Here is a 13,972-nt window from a genome sequence, read left to right on the forward strand (position 1 = left end):
GGGGCGTTACCCTTGATTTCCTCCAATTCAAAAATTCTCGCTTGTCAAGGTCTGGCGAAGCCAGTTCATTTTAACCTTGACGGGCGGGAATTTTTGAATATCCTTCGCAAGGGGAAACGCCCGACCTATTTTCTCTGTTCCTCCAATGCCTTTGTCAAAACCTCTCGAAGTCTTTGGCTGACCGGGGAATCCGGGTTAAAACACATATCTACAAATTCCCGCAATTCCTTGTTTTCCTGTGTGACGGCTTCTAAAACTTTCGGTTTGTGTTCGTATAGCTTTCCCTCTGGCCGATCTGTCCGGGCAAAAATGTAGTCCATAGATACATCGAAGAAGTCAGCATACCACTGTAAAATCTTTAGCGGCGGGGAAGATTGCCCATTCTCGTATCGGTTCACGCTGGCTTGTGTTGCCCCCATCAATGCGGCCAATTTAGCCTGAGATAGGTTGATACTTTCCCGCAGATCTTTTAATCTTTGCGCTATTTCTTGCATGTCAACACGCCTCCTCATATCCGAATAATACGATATACGAGTTACTTTGTCAACTCAAAAAATGAAACGGACGGCCAAGGTCGTTGCCTTTGCCGTCCGTTCTGTAGTTATCTTACATACCTGCCCCTGGGACTTGTTCACCACTTTCAATAGCTGGTGAGCCAATTTCTGTTCCCGGCTGGAGGGGAGGAAGCTGAGCGTTCCATTCCTCCGCGCTCATTTCACCATCGTTAGTACTGGGAGAATTCGGCACTGTAGAAGTGTTGCCCTGTCCAATCTGATTTCCATCATAATAAGTGTTGCCGCTTCCAATGATAACATCATCGGGTAAGCCATCACTTCCGGTGCCAGCATTTGCACCTACTCCGGGCTGTTGTTCATCTGTGGTGGCTTTCGGTTCCTCGGTTGCGGCTGGTGGTTGGGTGGCTTCCGTAGTCTGCTGCTGTTCTTCTGCTTCTTGCTCTGCGGCTTTCTTTGCTTCTTCAAGTCGCTCGGCCTCGGCTTTTTCTGCGGCTTCTTTTTCTGCGGCAATCCGTTCCGCTTCGGCTTTTTCTGCCGCCTCCTGCTCCTGTTGCTGTATCAGCGCGGCCTCTTTTGCGTTTTCATTCTGAATATACAAATAGCCTCCACCACCAACAAGCGCCACTATCATTACACCAGCAATTATCAAAGAAACTTTCTTTTTCACGCTTAACACACCCTTTCAAGCGGTTTTTTCAACTTCATTCTACCATCTGACAACGATAAGCGCAAGCATTTTTTGTGAGGCAATGCCTAACATACATTTTGCCCCTACTTGGGTACACTTTTGTTAGGTGGTGGCTCATATTATGGCAACAAAAGAAATGCCCGTATTTGATACGGATATTTACAATACGATACGGCGAAACATCAAAAAATATCGAAAAGAAAAAGGTTTGACCGCTGCGGAATTGGCCGAAATGGTAGGCCGATCTCACGACTTTATTCGCCAGATTGAAAGCGAAAAAGTAGGATATAACTTCTCCGTCGAAACCTTTTATAAAATCTCAGTTGCGCTTGGCGTTAGTTTGGATAAACTAATAGAGCATTAAAAAACAGATAAGCCCCTCGGCCCATGCTAAGACATAGGCTGAGGGGCTTTTGAGTTATTCGACTATTTCGGGTCCACTGATGCAGTCAAGAGCCTCTTGCAAGTTCTGCAAATATGGAACAGGTATTTCCTCTTCGCTACGGCCAAACAGCCAGTCAAGACTTATTTTGTATTCGTCCGCAATTTTTAGGGCCACTTCTGATGACAAACTCATTTCTTTTCGTTCGATACGGCTAATTGTATTTGTTGCCACGCCTATACTTTCGGCAAATTCTTCTTGCGTCAGATGGCGCTCTGTCCGCAGTTCCTTAACTCTGCCGGCGATAATAGGAGCTTTTCTTTCGCGGCTCATCAGCTTACACCCTTCACAATAGTTTTTAGCTGGTTTCATTATACTATACGACTTTGTATAGTGTCAATAGCGGAGAGTTGTTATTCCAGCCCAACACACTGGGGCGGGATTTTTGAAGATACACCTGCTACAATGAAAGCAAGACATGGCCGTGTTGAAAGATTAAAAGCCCATCCTTATTAGGATGGAGCCTATGAAAGAAGGTTTCATGTTATGCCCTATAAACTTGAAGTGGATTTGCCCGCTGTGAATGGTGGGCTTGATTATGCGCTGCTGGTCGGCAAAACGGATGTCTTTCCGTACGAAAACGGAAAAAGGCTGTCCGATGTGAGAACGGGGGTCAAGCTAACATTGGCTCTCCAAGGTGCTGGACTTTCCACTTTGGCGGTCAAGTTTGACCATGACCCGTTGCCCAGAATCGCTAATGAGCAAATTGAAGCTGCCTGTGCTGAATGCAAATTCCTTTTAGTACAGATTCCCGATTGTATCGTTAATTTGTATAGCAGTAGCGGGGGCGGCATTGGGATGACTGCAACAGCGCAGACTGCACAGATCGTGACGCTCAACGGCAGCAAGTAAAACCGGACAGGGGACGGCGTATCGTACGACGTCCCCCACATGAAAGGGAAATAAATATGAAGTTTTTCACCTCACCAGAATTTGTCCGCATCATGGTAGCCTTTGCCCTGATTCTGACTGGCCTTGTTTGCCTTGTGCAGCTGATCCGTACACCATTTTTTCTAAAGTGGCGATTTGATCGGGCGGTGCGCCAATGTGGTTTGCGGAATGCCAGGGAGGAATATCCTGTTTTAGTTCGTGCAAAGCGTGACCGGGAGCGAAAACACGGTATTATTTTAAAGGTCAAAAATGTCGGGGTTTCTATCCCGGACACGGACAAAAGGATAGACCGCCTGCAAGCCTCTCTCAATGGGATAGTGTACCGAATGGAGTATGGGAGAAAAACAAGCTATACTTTGATGTTCTTTCTTCCGCAAAAATATGTGCGCCCCACTCTGCTTTTTCCCTCGGATGAAGCAGTTGGAAGTATCAGTATCAAGCAGCTTATCAATATGCTGGTGATTGGTGCGACGGGAACGGGTAAGACTGTCGCCATCAAAATTCTGATGGCAAAAATCGCAAAGTTCCAGCCAAATGCAAAAATCTGGCTTTTGGACTTTAAACGGTTTGACTTCCGGGGATTTTCGTCTTTTCCCGGTTACTATGGCTATACCGACTGCATCCAAGGTCTGAATGATTTTTACGATGCATTCAAACGACAGCAAGAGGCTGGAGTGGAGGGAGAGCCGAACTATTTGATTATTGATGAATGGGGCAGCTTTATCATGTCTTTAGACAAGAAAGAGGCTGAACTACTCAAAGCAAAATTAGCGGAGCTGCTTATGCTGGGACGAGCATACAGGTTCTTTCCCATTGTGGGGATTCAAAGGCCCGATTCTTCCTACTTTTCTGCGGCGCGGGATAATTTCCAATGCTGCCTTGCACTGGGTAATCTGAGCCCGGAGGGGCGAAGGATGGTGTTCCCTGATAGTGTGGCAGGACGTCTGGTAGAGTGCCGAACCCGTGAGGGGCATTTGTATATTGACGGAAAGGGATTAGAGAAAATGCGAGTTGCTGATGTTCCAGATATGGAGGCGCTGGATTCTTCCATTCGGAAAGCAATGAGCCGTTGATAACCGGGCGGGGCGGGCGGCAAAGCGGAGCGAGAGCCGCCAGAGCACGCCCGCCGCCGCAAGGCGGATTTAACTTGATATTTTATGAACATTGACAGAATTCCGGATGTTCGGCCCAATACGCCAGAGGCGCAAGTAACGGTAAAGCTGTGCGGGAATATCATTGAAATCCGCTATATGCGCTCTATTCCCACGGCTGTCATTAAAAAGATAAACGCCGATTTTTATGTCGACAAGCGCACGGATGAAGTCAAAGAGTTTCGCCACGCAGTGAATCGATCCGACAACAAAAACAGTGTATCTCAATCCCTGCGCAAACTGCGCGATCTAATTAATACCAATCTAACAGAACCAGATAAAGTATTATGGGTGACGCTTACATATCGAGAAAACATGCAGGACACAAAACGCTTGTATGAAGATTTTCGCCGTTTTTGGACGCGCTTTCGCTACTATTTGGTCAAGTACGGGCACCCGACCGCCGAATACATCACTGCTGCCGAACCGCAAGCGCGTGGTGCGTGGCATTTGCACTGCTTATTCCTTTTTCCAGAAAAAGCCCCATTTATACCTAATGCAGATGTGGCACATATCTGGAGACACGGCTTCACAAAGACAAAAAGCCTGCAAGGGATTGACAATCCCGGCTTGTACCTGACCGCATATTTAGGAGATATGGAGTTATCCGAAGCTCTCCGCACTGGCAACACAAGAGGCCAAATAACCGAAATAAGTGCAACTGACGAGCAAGGCAAAAGACAAAAGAAAGCCATAGTCAAGGGGGCACGGCTACGCCTATATCCGCCTGGTTTTAACCTGTATAGGTCGAGCAGAGGGGTGAAAAGGCCAATGATATGGCAGACAACTGAAGCCGAAGCGCAAGAGATTGTAAACAGTGCACCGCTCACCTATGAAAGGACGATTGCTGTTACCAACGAGGTTGGAGAAGTAAAAAACATTATCAATTACCGGCAATACAATAGCGCCTCAAAGGAGGGAGGCCGACTTGACGCACCCTCAAAAACAATATCACCCGAAGATACCTGATTACGAATTAGAAGCCCTTGCCCGTTGTCTACTACCTGATATACAAACCTATTTCGAGAGTGACGAAGGTAAGAGAGAGTTTGCTGAATGGCAAAAAAGGCAGCAGAATAGTAACAAGGGACAAAACAGAACAAAACCCAAATAGCAAACGGCGGCAGTATGTACCACACATACCGCCGCCGTTTTGCTTATGCAATTTCGTCCATATAAATGATAAATCCGAACCCGTTCCCTATAGGGAAAAGGTTCGGATTATCTTGGTTTGGTGGAGATGAGGGGGATCGAACCCCTTACCTCCTGCATGCCATGCAGGCGCTCTCCCAGGTGAGCTACACCCCCATATGTTTTGCCGCACTCGACTTATCTCGGCGACGCTTTATATTATAGCGAAATAACTTTGGAATGTCAACACATTTTTTCAAAAAAGTCGAATTTCAGTGCAAAATCCTTTAATGTCCGGCAAACAGTAGTGCATGCAAAGAACCGTAGATACTCTTCTCAACATAATATGGCAGAGATGTCCTGAGAGGAGGGATGGTTATGCGGTGTATTAAGCCATACATCAAAAGGCGATGGCCAGTAAAACTTTGGCTCAAACTGTCAGTGTGTTTTTTTGTTGTCGCAATCTTGGGTTTTAATGCTTACATCAACTGCAAAATCAAGCCTACGCTTATGCAGCTGGCTGAATATACCGCCCGTACGGTTACCACGCAGGTTATTCATGAGGCGGTTGGTAACCAACAACAAGCCGATGCTGCGCGCTATTCTACACTTTACACGGTTACCGATACCGGAATGAAGATTGACACTTCATCGGCTAATTGCATCCGAAATAACCTCATTCAGGCTGTACAGAAACGAATGGAATCGCTTCCTGATCAAGTGCAGTATATCCCTTTTGGAAGCTTGACTGGTAACTCCTTACTTAGCGGCTATGGGCCCTGTTGGAAAATGGAACTGCAGCCTCAGGGCTATGTAGAAGCCGAGTGGGCAGAATCCTGTGAATCCTTATCCATTAACACTACCCGCTATACCGCCCAGCTGGAAATCCGGGTCACTGTCAATATGATCCTGGACGGAAGAACAGAAACCCTTACTGTAGTAGACACCATCCCCATGATAAGTGTTTTACTGGCGGGTGAAACGCCACAAATTTATGCCGCTGCATTGGATTGATGAAAAAGGGCTGGTTGTGTTATAATATCCCCAGATAAAAAATGGGGTGAAGGAAACTATGGAACTGGATCAGGCACGTAAACGCGCAGAAGAATTGCGTGCAGTGATTGATAAAAACAATCGGCTGTACTATGATCAGGATGCGCCCGAACTGGAAGATTTTGAATATGACGCATTAACTCGAGAGTTAAAGGAAATTGAAAAGAATTTCCCCGAACTGATTACGCCGGAGTCACCCACGCAGCATGTGGGCGGTATCGCCAGCAGCAAATTCAGTAAGGTGACCCATCGCGTCAAAATGGAAAGTCTCCAGGACGCATTTTCCTTTGATGAATTGAGAGATTTCGACACTCGCGTCCGAGAAGCCGGTATCGAACCGGAATATGTGGTAGAGGCCAAAATCGATGGCCTTTCTGTAAGTCTTGAATATCGAAACGGTCGTTTTGTCCGTGGGTCCACACGTGGTGACGGTGTCGTGGGGGAGGATGTGACCGAAAACCTCGCGACTATCGCGGATATTCCTACCGAACTGAAGGATGCGCCGGAATATCTGGAAGTTCGCGGAGAAGTATACATGCCGCACAGTGCCTTTTTTAAGTTAAAAGAACAACAGGAACTGGAAGACAAAACACCGTTTAAAAATCCGCGGAACGCAGCTGCCGGGTCTTTACGGCAAAAGAATTCTAAAATCACGGCCGAAAGAGGCCTGTCGATTTTTGTGTTCAACTTGCAGCAGTGTGAGGGAAAAACTTTTACTACTCATCACGAAACGCTGGATTATATCAAAGCATTGGGATTCCCTGTATCACCACGTTACAGTGTATTTGCTTCCATCGAAGAGGCGATTCGGGAAATTCAAACCATCGGTGAGCTGCGTGGCACACTGGAATACGACATTGACGGCGCCGTAATCAAAGTGAACGATCTCTCGGCGCGTAACGCACTCGGCAGCACCAATAAATTTCCTCGCTGGGCCATCGCCTTCAAATATCCTCCGGAAGTCAAAGAAAGTGTTGTACGGGATATTGAGGTAACCGTGGGCCGGACCGGGGTTTTAACGCCCACTGCTATTTTTGATCCCATCTTTTTGGCGGGAACAAGCGTTTCCCGTGCCAGCCTGCACAACGGCGATATCATCGACAGTTTGGGGGTTGGCATTGGCGATACGATCCAGGTTCGGAAAGCAGGCGATATTATCCCTGAAGTAATCGCGGTTTCAGCACACGGCCCGCAAAGTCAGCCTTTCCGGATGCCCACCGTCTGCCCCAGCTGCGGTGCACCTGTAGTCCACCTGGAAGACGAAACTGCTTTGCGCTGCGTGAACCCGGAATGTCCGGCCCAAAGCCTGCGCAACCTGATTCATTTTGCTTCCCGGGATGCTATGGCAATCGATGGCCTGGGAGAAGCGGTGGCCATTCAGCTGACAGATAAAGGGCTTGTGCATACAGTGGCGGATCTGTATACCTTAACGGAAGAACAGTTGCTGACGCTGGATAAATTCAAAAAGAAGAGCGCTCAAAATCTGCTGACTTCCATTGAAAACTCCAAAAACAACAATCTCGACAAATTACTGTTTGGACTTGGTATCCGAAATATAGGCGACAAAGCAGCGGCTTTGTTGGCGGAGCATTTCGGCAGTATGGGAGCGTTGCAGGCGGCAACCGCAGAACAAATGTGTGAAATTGATGGTTTTGGTGCGGTCATGGCGCAAAGCGTTCTGGAATTTTTTGCAAAAGACGGAACGACAGACTTGCTGCAGCGCTTGAAAGAAGCCGGTGTCAATATGCAGTGGACGGGCACCAAAAAGGGCACTGCGCTGGCAGGCAAGACCCTGGTGGTAACAGGAACTTTGCCGACTTTGTCCCGGCAGGAAGCCGAAGCCCTGATTGTACAAAACGGCGGTAAGGCAGCAGGTTCCGTATCCAAAAAGACCAGTTATGTGGTGGCGGGAACTGCCGCCGGCTCCAAACTGACCAAAGCGCAAACGCTGGGAATTCCGGTGATCGATGAAGCCGGGTTGTATGAACTGATCGAATCCGGACAATCCTGAATACGCACCCAAAACCCGTAAAGGCACCCTCTTGGAGGGTGCCTTTTTCAGTTCTAAAATCCTGTACCCTTTCATACAGTGGCAATGTGAGGTGACGAAAATCATGGACGAGTACTACAGACTGATACAAGCATTGCCACCTGCCCTTGCAGAAGCGCTCAACGGTTTGCCATCTTGCCATGCTTCCCGTGTACAGGAAATCCGACTCCGTGCAGAACAGCCGGCACAGTTCACGATGAACGGAAAACTTGTGCCTTGCCAAAAATATTTGCCCCGGAACAGTCTCTTGTCCCATATAAGGACAAGCTTATTGCAGGATTGTTTTCTGCAATTATGCCGGCGTTCCGTCTACGCATACGAATCGGAACTACGGCAAGGATTTTTCACGGTCGCAGGCGGTAATCGAATTGGTGTGGCAGGAAGCTGGAACGGGAACGGTTTTTCTGCCATTACATCTCTCAATCTTCGTGTGGCACGATGGGTGACCTGCCAGTTGCCACAACCGGTAATAACCTATTTATCAGAGAATGCCTGCGGTGGTTTACTGATCGCCGGCCCTCCAGGCAGCGGTAAAACTACCTTTTTGCGCACCTTGGTACAGTACCTGGGGCAGACCGATGCTGTTGTCTGTGTAGTGGACGAGCGCGGCGAACTTATGGCAGGGGAAGCCGATTCGTTGCCTCAGGCAAGGCAAATTGCTTGCGATGTATACACACGATGCCCCAAGGCAGAAGGAATTTGCATGGCACTGCGATGTATGAATCCGGCTTTTATCGTTTGCGATGAGTTAGGTACTGAAGAAGACATTGTTGCCGTAGAGAGGGGGATTGCTTCCGGCGTACGCTTTCTGGCTTCCGTTCACTGTGATCATCCCGAAAATTTACGTCAAAAAATACGATTCAGCCGGCTTTGGACGTCGGGCGCCTTCCCCCGGGCGGCCTTTCTGTCCGGGAGGGAAAAGCCGGGAACCATCGAGCAATGGGTGGATTTGCTATGAAAGAGGTTTTGCGATTTGTGGGAGCGCTTTTGCTGATCCTGGCGGGAGCAGGCAGCGGCATGGCGGTATATAGTCACAAATACAGCTGTTGGCGTCAGCTGTATACCTTTTCCAGATTTCTGCGGTACTTAGAAGAAACCCTGACGTATCAGGCGATGACGGGCACACAGCTGCTGCGCAGAGCAGAACGTTACCCGGAATTTGCACAGATTGGCCTGGCCCGGTGCAGGGAATTGACCGATGTGCCCCTGCCTGCGTCAATGCCTGAGCCGCTGCGGCAGGAAGTTCGAAGCAACCTGGAACAGCTGGCCTTTGAATCACGCACGTCTGCTTGTTCAACTTTGCAGCGAATGGCGCGTCTTTGTGAAGACGCGGCAGCTGAAAAGCAATCCGAAGCGAGTGCAGCACGAAAACTTTGGCCGCGTCTGGGCGCCTGTTTGGGCGTTTTTGCCGCAATTTTGCTTTGGTGAGGATACAGCACCATGAATATTGATTTGGTTTTCAAAATAGCAGCAACCGGTATTATTGTGGCTGTGCTGAACCAGCTGCTCATACGCTCCGGCCGTGAGGATCAGGCTATGATGACAACTCTTGCGGGCTTGATCGTTGTATTAAGCATGCTCGTTCGGCAAATCAGTGACTTATTTGTGCTGATAAAAGCACTGTTTGAACTGTGATGGAGAACTATGCTGGTATTCAAATTGGCTGTTTTAGCTTTCGTTGCAGCCGTATTAAGCCTGGCACTGAAAAAAGATCAGCCGGCTTACGCTTTTTTGGTTTCGGTGTGTGCGGTGGGCGGCGTCCTGGTGATTGTCATTCAGCAGATTCGCCCGGTAATGGAATGGCTGCAGGCTCTTGCCGGCGCTTTTTCCGGCAAAGAGATTTCCTGCCTGCTGCGGGTTCTGGGCATTGCAATTGTTGCGCAGCTGACGTCGGATATCTGCAAAGAAGCCGGTATGTCTGCCGCCGCAACCGCTACCGAACTTTGCGGACGAATATGTGCACTTTTTCAGGCACTGCCGCTTTTGCAGGACTTGCTCGACTCCTATGCGGGTTATTTGCAGTGATCGTTTTGTGCCTTTTGGCTGCACCGCATATGGCTGCGGAAGAACCGCCCGATTCTGTACAAACACTCTTACAGGACGAGTCCGGCAATCTACAGGACGCTGCACAATGGCAGCTGCAAGATGTTCTTGATTGGTTGGGAACAACGGTGGGGCAGAACTTGCAAGCACCCTTTCGTTTTGGTCTTCAAGCTGCCGGTTATCTGCTCTTGGCGGGAGCCCTTGGAATCCTTGCCGGAAACTCTTCCTGGAAAGCCTGTATAGATTCGGTCGCAGTGCTTGGCTTTGGAACATTGAGTCTTGCCGCCATGATGTCACTGACCGATACAGTGGGAACCGCTGCGCAGGACTGCCAGAATTATCTGATTTCTTTTGTTCCCGTGTTCAGCGGGGTGGCGGCAATGGGCGGACAAACGGCCGGTTCCCTGGTATACAGCGGGATGTTTTTTACCATGTCCAATTTTTTGGCCGCCGCAATCCAAAAGATATTGCTCCCAGTTATGCAAATTTACTTCTGCTTTGCCGCATGTGCCTGTATCTGGGGCAACCCGGGTGTTGAAGAAGCTGCCTCACTCTTTGCAAAATGTCTGCGGGGGCTTTTGAAAGGATGCGCGCTTCTTTTCAGTGTGGTGCTGGGTCTGCAGAACATACTGGCAGGCACGGTGGATACCGCAGCACTGAAGACTGGAAAAAGCGTCTTGCAGGGAACGATTCCTGTGGTGGGGGATGCGGCGGCGGCAGCGCTTTCCGGTGCGGCCGCTGCGGTCCAGCTGCTAAAAGGCTCTTTGGCATTGGCTGCATTGTTGGCATTGGCAGCGGCGTTTCTTCCGGTTTTTGTACACTGCTTTTTGTACGGCCTTGCCTTTGCAGGTGCCGGCATTTTGGCTTCGGCAGAAGGGCAAAAGCAATGTGGAAGGCTTTGCCGGCTTTATTATGAGGGGGCGGGGCTTTGTACCTCTGTTCTGATTCTGTATTTTTTTATGGTCTTTTTATCAACCGCCTTACTTTTGATTTCCGGAAGCGGAGGATCATAACGATGGACGCAATTCGCCATGTGGCACTGGGATTTTGTGTGATTTCTACCATTGCCGGTGTAATCCGGATTTTTTGGCCGGAAAACAGTTTCACCTCCGTCATAAATACCATTTTGGTGCTGTATATTATAACGGCAGGTCTGCAGTTGCTGCGTGGGACAGATTGGCAAATGTTGACCGCACAGCTGTATGATCTTACGGCAACAACAGAAGAAAACACCCTTGATTATTCGGCTTACGGCAGACAGCTTGGACTTGCCGCCTCCGCCGATGCAGTACGTGAAGTGCTGGAAAATGCAGACGTGGAAGCCGTTGTTACACTGGGTAACAACACCTGTTGCGTCACCCTTGTTCATGCAGATGATTACGAGCGGGCAGAAAGTCTGTTGGCATCAAGCTGTGGAACATTACCGTATGAACTTACCGTTGGGGGTGATGCACCGTGAAAAATGCGAAGATTTTGTGGGTTCAATGGATGCAGCGGTGCAAAGAAGTGCTGTTAGATGAAAAAAAGCGGATCAATGTTTTGGTTGTAGCCGGTTTGACCGGGCTGATTCTTCTGGCGTTTTCCGAATGGATACCGCAAGAAGATTCAAAACGACCGGAAGCAGTCCAACCATCTGAGCAATCAAGCTATCAGGATTATGCCGCAGAGCTTGAAACGGAACTTCAGCAGCTGATCGGGAAGGTGGACGGCGTGGGGGCTGTGCAGGTCATGGTGACCCTGGAAAGCGGCGAACAAAACGCTTACGCAACGGACTCCCAATCTGACGCGGAAGGGGAGTATACTCGAAATTACGTCCTGGTTGGCAACAGTGGTCTATTGGAAACAGTTTATACGCCAAAAATCCTGGGAGTGGCTGTGGTTTGTGAGGGAGGAGAAAAGCCTTCTGTACAGAATCAGGTCAGTGCGCTGGTTGCCGCCCTGACCGGTGTGGGAAGCAACCATATCACGGTAGCCAAAATGGCAGCATCGAATTGAGGGAGGTTTCCTATGAAGCAGAATGCATCGAACGGTAAGCAGAAGAAAAACCGCAATGCAACAGCTGCGGTGATGGTTCTGGCCTTGGGCGCAGCGGTCTATTTGAACTGGTCTTTCGCCAAAGAAGCCCCCCAGGACTTGACCGTTACAGCCGATACACCGTCGGCTGCGGTGGAAACCGCGGCCTCGGCCGAAACGACCGCCGTGTTGGACCCGCTGGAAGAAACCGTTGACGCGGCTGCCCCTGCCGCCGAGGAGGAACAGGTCAACAAAAATTACGGCGAAGCCCAGATGGTCAGTGTGCTGCAGGATTCAGGCACGGAATTTTTTGAAGAAGCACGTCTGGCGCGCAGCAAAGCCCGGGACGAAGCGTTGGAAGCGCTGAATGATGCATTGAAAGATACAACCGTCAGCGACGCAGAAAAAAAGGAGCTGACCGACAAACTCAGCACACAGGTCAATAATATAACGTTGGAAACAAAGCTGGAAACGTTGATCAAATCCAAGGGCTTTGCGGACTGTGTGGTTAATCTGGAAGGCGAGAAAGCCAACGTTACCGTTATGACGGAAAACGACACCCTGACAGCGGACGAAGTGGCGAAGATCCGGGACGCACTTATGGGCCAGTGTACCGGCCTGGATGCCCAGGACATCACCATTGTGGAGGTAAAATAACCCGATCAATTGGTTGCAAACGGTATGGTTTTGTGGTAAACTAAACTATACTATAAGAAATAGTGGCTTCCGAAAAAGCCACATGCAACGGGAGGGTACACAACATGGATGTGCAGAATACCATCGGGGGCAGCTTACAGATCTCGACCGATGTTCTGGCCAAAATTGCTCGGCTGGCCGCATTGGAAGTAGGCGGTGTCGCGGAAGTGACAACGGGAAACAGCCAGAATGTACGCAGTCTGTTGGGCCGTACGGGTTTGCGCAAGCCTGTTGGCGTTGTACTGGAAGATGGCGTTGCGACCGTAACGGTACAATTGACGGCAGACTACGGGCAAAAAATTATGCCGTTGTGTGAAAAAGTGCAGGAAAATGTAAAGCAGACCATTCAGAACATGACCGGAATTACGGTTTCGCGCGTAGATGTTCTGGTGGTAGGTCTGGCGCAGCCCGAAGCACAGAACTGAAAAAGAGAGGGACTGGAAACCAAATATGGAGAAAAAGCTGACCCGCCGCGAAGCTCGCGAGGCGGCCTTTTTGACGGCTTTTGCCGCGACGTTTGAACCGGAGACACCGAGCTTGCCGTCCGATAGCGAACAGGCAGAAAAAGATGTGTTTGCACGCCGATTGCTGGCGGCAATGAATGACCATGCCGAAGAGCTGGATTCGATCATTGAAGACCATCTGAAGGGATGGACTCTCAACCGTGTGCCGCGGGTAAGTCTGGTGGCATTACGGCTCGCCTTGGCAGAAATGCTATATGGCGAGGAACAAAAGCCCGGTGTTGCAATCAACGAAGCGGTAGAATTGGTCAAAAAATACGGTGCTGATAATGATTACCAGTTTGTAAATGGTTTGCTTGGCACTGTGGCCCGTGAGCGGGAAGAAAGTGCTGAGCCGCAATGCTGACGCTGGGAATCGATACCAGCAATTATGCAACCTCTCTGGCTGTGTTTGACACAAACGCCGGAGAGGTTGTTTGTGATTGCAAAAAGTTTTTGGCTGTAAAACCGGGACAGCTGGGATTGCGCCAAAGCGATGCACTGTTCCAGCACACCGTGGCGCTGCCGCAGATGATAGAAGAACTTTCCCAAAAAGTAGACCTTACGTCCGTGGGTGCAATTGGTGTTTCTGCAAAGCCGCGCCCTGTGGAAGGGTCTTATATGCCGTGCTTTCTGGCCGGGATCTCTGCGGCCACTTCGTTCTCTGTAGCCAAGGGGGTCCCGCTTGTAAAAACAACCCATCAGCAGGGGCATATAGCGGCCGCCCTGTATGCAACAGGCGACCGCTGCCTGTTTGATACGGAATCTCTTGTGTTCCATGTATCTGGCGGAACAACCG

19 protein-coding genes, 1 tRNA gene and 1 pseudogene are annotated in these 13,972 nt (G+C 49.5%); 17 read left to right on the plus strand and 4 right to left on the minus strand.

Annotation, left to right across the window (positions count from 1 at the left end; all coding sequences use genetic code 11):
• Positions 1–125 precede the first annotated feature (125 nt).
• Together H6B10_RS06745 and H6B10_RS06750 are read right to left on the minus strand one after the other, a co-directional pair.
• Positions 126–494: a helix-turn-helix domain-containing protein gene (locus tag H6B10_RS06745; protein ID WP_204650887.1), complete on the minus strand. Its 369-nt coding sequence runs from the start codon at positions 492–494 to the stop codon at positions 126–128.
• Positions 495–606: 112 nt separating this feature from the next.
• Positions 607–1,182, minus strand: coding sequence for a hypothetical protein (locus H6B10_RS06750; protein WP_204650888.1), 576 nt, complete (start codon positions 1,180–1,182; stop codon positions 607–609).
• A 142-nt stretch (positions 1,183–1,324) separates the two neighbouring features.
• Here H6B10_RS06750 and H6B10_RS06755 point away from each other — a divergent pair, with 142 nt between their 5' ends.
• Positions 1,325–1,567, plus strand: coding sequence for a helix-turn-helix transcriptional regulator (locus H6B10_RS06755; RefSeq protein WP_204650889.1), 243 nt, complete (start codon positions 1,325–1,327; stop codon positions 1,565–1,567).
• 54 nt (positions 1,568–1,621) lie between these two features.
• On the opposite strand, the gene H6B10_RS06760 is transcribed toward H6B10_RS06755, so the two are convergent.
• Complete coding sequence (locus H6B10_RS06760) at positions 1,622–1,918, minus strand: helix-turn-helix domain-containing protein (RefSeq protein WP_204650890.1); 297 nt, start codon at positions 1,916–1,918, stop codon at positions 1,622–1,624.
• A 213-nt stretch (positions 1,919–2,131) separates the two neighbouring features.
• Here H6B10_RS06760 and H6B10_RS06765 point away from each other — a divergent pair, with 213 nt between their 5' ends.
• From H6B10_RS06765 to H6B10_RS06775, 3 genes are all read left to right on the plus strand, one after another.
• Positions 2,132–2,497: a hypothetical protein gene (locus tag H6B10_RS06765; RefSeq protein ID WP_204650891.1), complete on the plus strand. Its 366-nt coding sequence runs from the start codon at positions 2,132–2,134 to the stop codon at positions 2,495–2,497.
• Positions 2,498–2,553: 56 nt separating this feature from the next.
• Positions 2,554–3,609 carry a hypothetical protein gene (locus tag H6B10_RS06770; protein WP_204650892.1) on the plus strand — a complete coding sequence of 352 codons (1,056 nt, stop codon included), beginning with the start codon at positions 2,554–2,556 and terminating at the stop codon, positions 3,607–3,609.
• 84 nt (positions 3,610–3,693) lie between these two features.
• Positions 3,694–4,656, plus strand: a complete 963-nt coding sequence (locus tag H6B10_RS06775; protein WP_243427291.1) for a rolling circle replication-associated protein — start codon at positions 3,694–3,696, stop codon at positions 4,654–4,656.
• Between the two features lie 263 nt (positions 4,657–4,919).
• Here the strand turns inward: H6B10_RS06775 and H6B10_RS06780 are convergent.
• Positions 4,920–4,995: transfer RNA gene (locus H6B10_RS06780), tRNA-Ala, on the minus strand.
• 201 nt (positions 4,996–5,196) lie between these two features.
• On the opposite strand from H6B10_RS06780, the gene H6B10_RS06785 reads away from it, so the two are divergent.
• The 13 genes and pseudogenes from H6B10_RS06785 to H6B10_RS06845 all read left to right on the plus strand — a co-directional run.
• On the plus strand, positions 5,197–5,832 hold the full coding sequence (locus H6B10_RS06785) for a sporulation protein YunB (protein WP_204650893.1): 636 nt from the start codon (positions 5,197–5,199) through the stop codon (positions 5,830–5,832).
• Positions 5,833–5,890: 58 nt separating this feature from the next.
• Complete coding sequence (gene ligA / locus H6B10_RS06790; RefSeq protein ID WP_204650894.1) at positions 5,891–7,882, plus strand: NAD-dependent DNA ligase LigA; 1,992 nt, start codon at positions 5,891–5,893, stop codon at positions 7,880–7,882.
• A gap of 103 nt (positions 7,883–7,985) precedes the next feature.
• The gene (locus H6B10_RS06795; protein ID WP_204650895.1) at positions 7,986–8,879 is read left to right on the plus strand and encodes an ATPase, T2SS/T4P/T4SS family; all 894 of its coding nucleotides are present in this window, start codon (positions 7,986–7,988) and stop codon (positions 8,877–8,879) included.
• Complete coding sequence (locus H6B10_RS06800) at positions 8,876–9,349, plus strand: hypothetical protein (protein ID WP_204650896.1); 474 nt, start codon at positions 8,876–8,878, stop codon at positions 9,347–9,349. The genes H6B10_RS06795 and H6B10_RS06800 overlap by 4 nt, the downstream gene beginning before the upstream one ends.
• A 12-nt stretch (positions 9,350–9,361) precedes the next feature.
• Positions 9,362–9,556: a stage III sporulation protein AC gene (spoIIIAC, locus tag H6B10_RS06805; RefSeq protein WP_007046405.1), complete on the plus strand. Its 195-nt coding sequence runs from the start codon at positions 9,362–9,364 to the stop codon at positions 9,554–9,556.
• Positions 9,557–9,565: 9 nt separating this feature from the next.
• A complete protein-coding gene (locus H6B10_RS06810; RefSeq protein ID WP_204650897.1) occupies positions 9,566–9,946 on the plus strand; it encodes a SpoIIIAC/SpoIIIAD family protein in 381 nt (126 codons plus the stop codon).
• On the plus strand, positions 9,865–10,977 hold the full coding sequence (locus H6B10_RS06815; RefSeq protein ID WP_204650898.1) for a stage III sporulation protein AE: 1,113 nt from the start codon (positions 9,865–9,867) through the stop codon (positions 10,975–10,977). The genes H6B10_RS06810 and H6B10_RS06815 overlap by 82 nt, the downstream gene beginning before the upstream one ends.
• 2 nt (positions 10,978–10,979) lie before the next feature.
• Positions 10,980–11,423 (plus strand): hypothetical protein, encoded by a 444-nt coding sequence (locus tag H6B10_RS06820; RefSeq protein ID WP_204650899.1) that lies wholly within the window; start codon positions 10,980–10,982, stop codon positions 11,421–11,423.
• Positions 11,420–11,959 (plus strand): hypothetical protein, encoded by a 540-nt coding sequence (locus tag H6B10_RS06825; RefSeq protein ID WP_204650900.1) that lies wholly within the window; start codon positions 11,420–11,422, stop codon positions 11,957–11,959. The genes H6B10_RS06820 and H6B10_RS06825 overlap by 4 nt, the downstream gene beginning before the upstream one ends.
• Before the next feature lie 12 nt (positions 11,960–11,971).
• Positions 11,972–12,634, plus strand: a complete 663-nt coding sequence (locus H6B10_RS06830; protein ID WP_204650901.1) for a SpoIIIAH-like family protein — start codon at positions 11,972–11,974, stop codon at positions 12,632–12,634.
• 104 nt (positions 12,635–12,738) lie between these two features.
• Positions 12,739–13,098, plus strand: a complete 360-nt coding sequence (locus H6B10_RS06835; protein WP_204650902.1) for an Asp23/Gls24 family envelope stress response protein — start codon at positions 12,739–12,741, stop codon at positions 13,096–13,098.
• 25 nt (positions 13,099–13,123) lie between these two features.
• Complete coding sequence (nusB, locus tag H6B10_RS06840; RefSeq protein ID WP_204650903.1) at positions 13,124–13,540, plus strand: transcription antitermination factor NusB; 417 nt, start codon at positions 13,124–13,126, stop codon at positions 13,538–13,540.
• Positions 13,534–13,972, plus strand: a pseudogene (locus H6B10_RS06845) (glycoprotease); the annotation flags it as partial. The gene nusB and the pseudogene H6B10_RS06845, both read left to right, overlap by 7 nt.

Origin of the sequence: Gemmiger formicilis (assembly GCF_016901605.1) — a bacterium.
In the GTDB taxonomy this organism is placed as follows: Bacteria; Bacillota; Clostridia; order Oscillospirales; family Ruminococcaceae; genus Gemmiger; species Gemmiger formicilis_B.

What these genes read in the sequence shown, in the direction of transcription:
- H6B10_RS06820 (WP_204650899.1), top strand. Translation starts at nt 10,980, where the DNA reads ATGGACGCAATTCGCCATGTGGCACTGGGATTTTGTGTGATTTCTACC.
- H6B10_RS06745 (WP_204650887.1), bottom strand. Translation starts at nt 494, where the DNA reads ATGCAAGAAATAGCGCAAAGATTAAAAGATCTGCGGGAAAGTATCAAC.
- H6B10_RS06810 (WP_204650897.1), top strand. Translation starts at nt 9,566, where the DNA reads ATGCTGGTATTCAAATTGGCTGTTTTAGCTTTCGTTGCAGCCGTATTA.
- H6B10_RS06785 (WP_204650893.1), top strand. Translation starts at nt 5,197, where the DNA reads ATGCGGTGTATTAAGCCATACATCAAAAGGCGATGGCCAGTAAAACTT.
- H6B10_RS06755 (WP_204650889.1), top strand. Translation starts at nt 1,325, where the DNA reads ATGGCAACAAAAGAAATGCCCGTATTTGATACGGATATTTACAATACG.
- H6B10_RS06765 (WP_204650891.1), top strand. Translation starts at nt 2,132, where the DNA reads ATGCCCTATAAACTTGAAGTGGATTTGCCCGCTGTGAATGGTGGGCTT.
- nusB (WP_204650903.1), top strand. Translation starts at nt 13,124, where the DNA reads ATGGAGAAAAAGCTGACCCGCCGCGAAGCTCGCGAGGCGGCCTTTTTG.
- H6B10_RS06830 (WP_204650901.1), top strand. Translation starts at nt 11,972, where the DNA reads ATGAAGCAGAATGCATCGAACGGTAAGCAGAAGAAAAACCGCAATGCA.
- H6B10_RS06835 (WP_204650902.1), top strand. Translation starts at nt 12,739, where the DNA reads ATGGATGTGCAGAATACCATCGGGGGCAGCTTACAGATCTCGACCGAT.
- H6B10_RS06795 (WP_204650895.1), top strand. Translation starts at nt 7,986, where the DNA reads ATGGACGAGTACTACAGACTGATACAAGCATTGCCACCTGCCCTTGCA.
- H6B10_RS06760 (WP_204650890.1), bottom strand. Translation starts at nt 1,918, where the DNA reads ATGAGCCGCGAAAGAAAAGCTCCTATTATCGCCGGCAGAGTTAAGGAA.
- H6B10_RS06775 (WP_243427291.1), top strand. Translation starts at nt 3,694, where the DNA reads ATGAACATTGACAGAATTCCGGATGTTCGGCCCAATACGCCAGAGGCG.
- spoIIIAC (WP_007046405.1), top strand. Translation starts at nt 9,362, where the DNA reads ATGAATATTGATTTGGTTTTCAAAATAGCAGCAACCGGTATTATTGTG.
- ligA (WP_204650894.1), top strand. Translation starts at nt 5,891, where the DNA reads ATGGAACTGGATCAGGCACGTAAACGCGCAGAAGAATTGCGTGCAGTG.
- H6B10_RS06800 (WP_204650896.1), top strand. Translation starts at nt 8,876, where the DNA reads ATGAAAGAGGTTTTGCGATTTGTGGGAGCGCTTTTGCTGATCCTGGCG.
- H6B10_RS06770 (WP_204650892.1), top strand. Translation starts at nt 2,554, where the DNA reads ATGAAGTTTTTCACCTCACCAGAATTTGTCCGCATCATGGTAGCCTTT.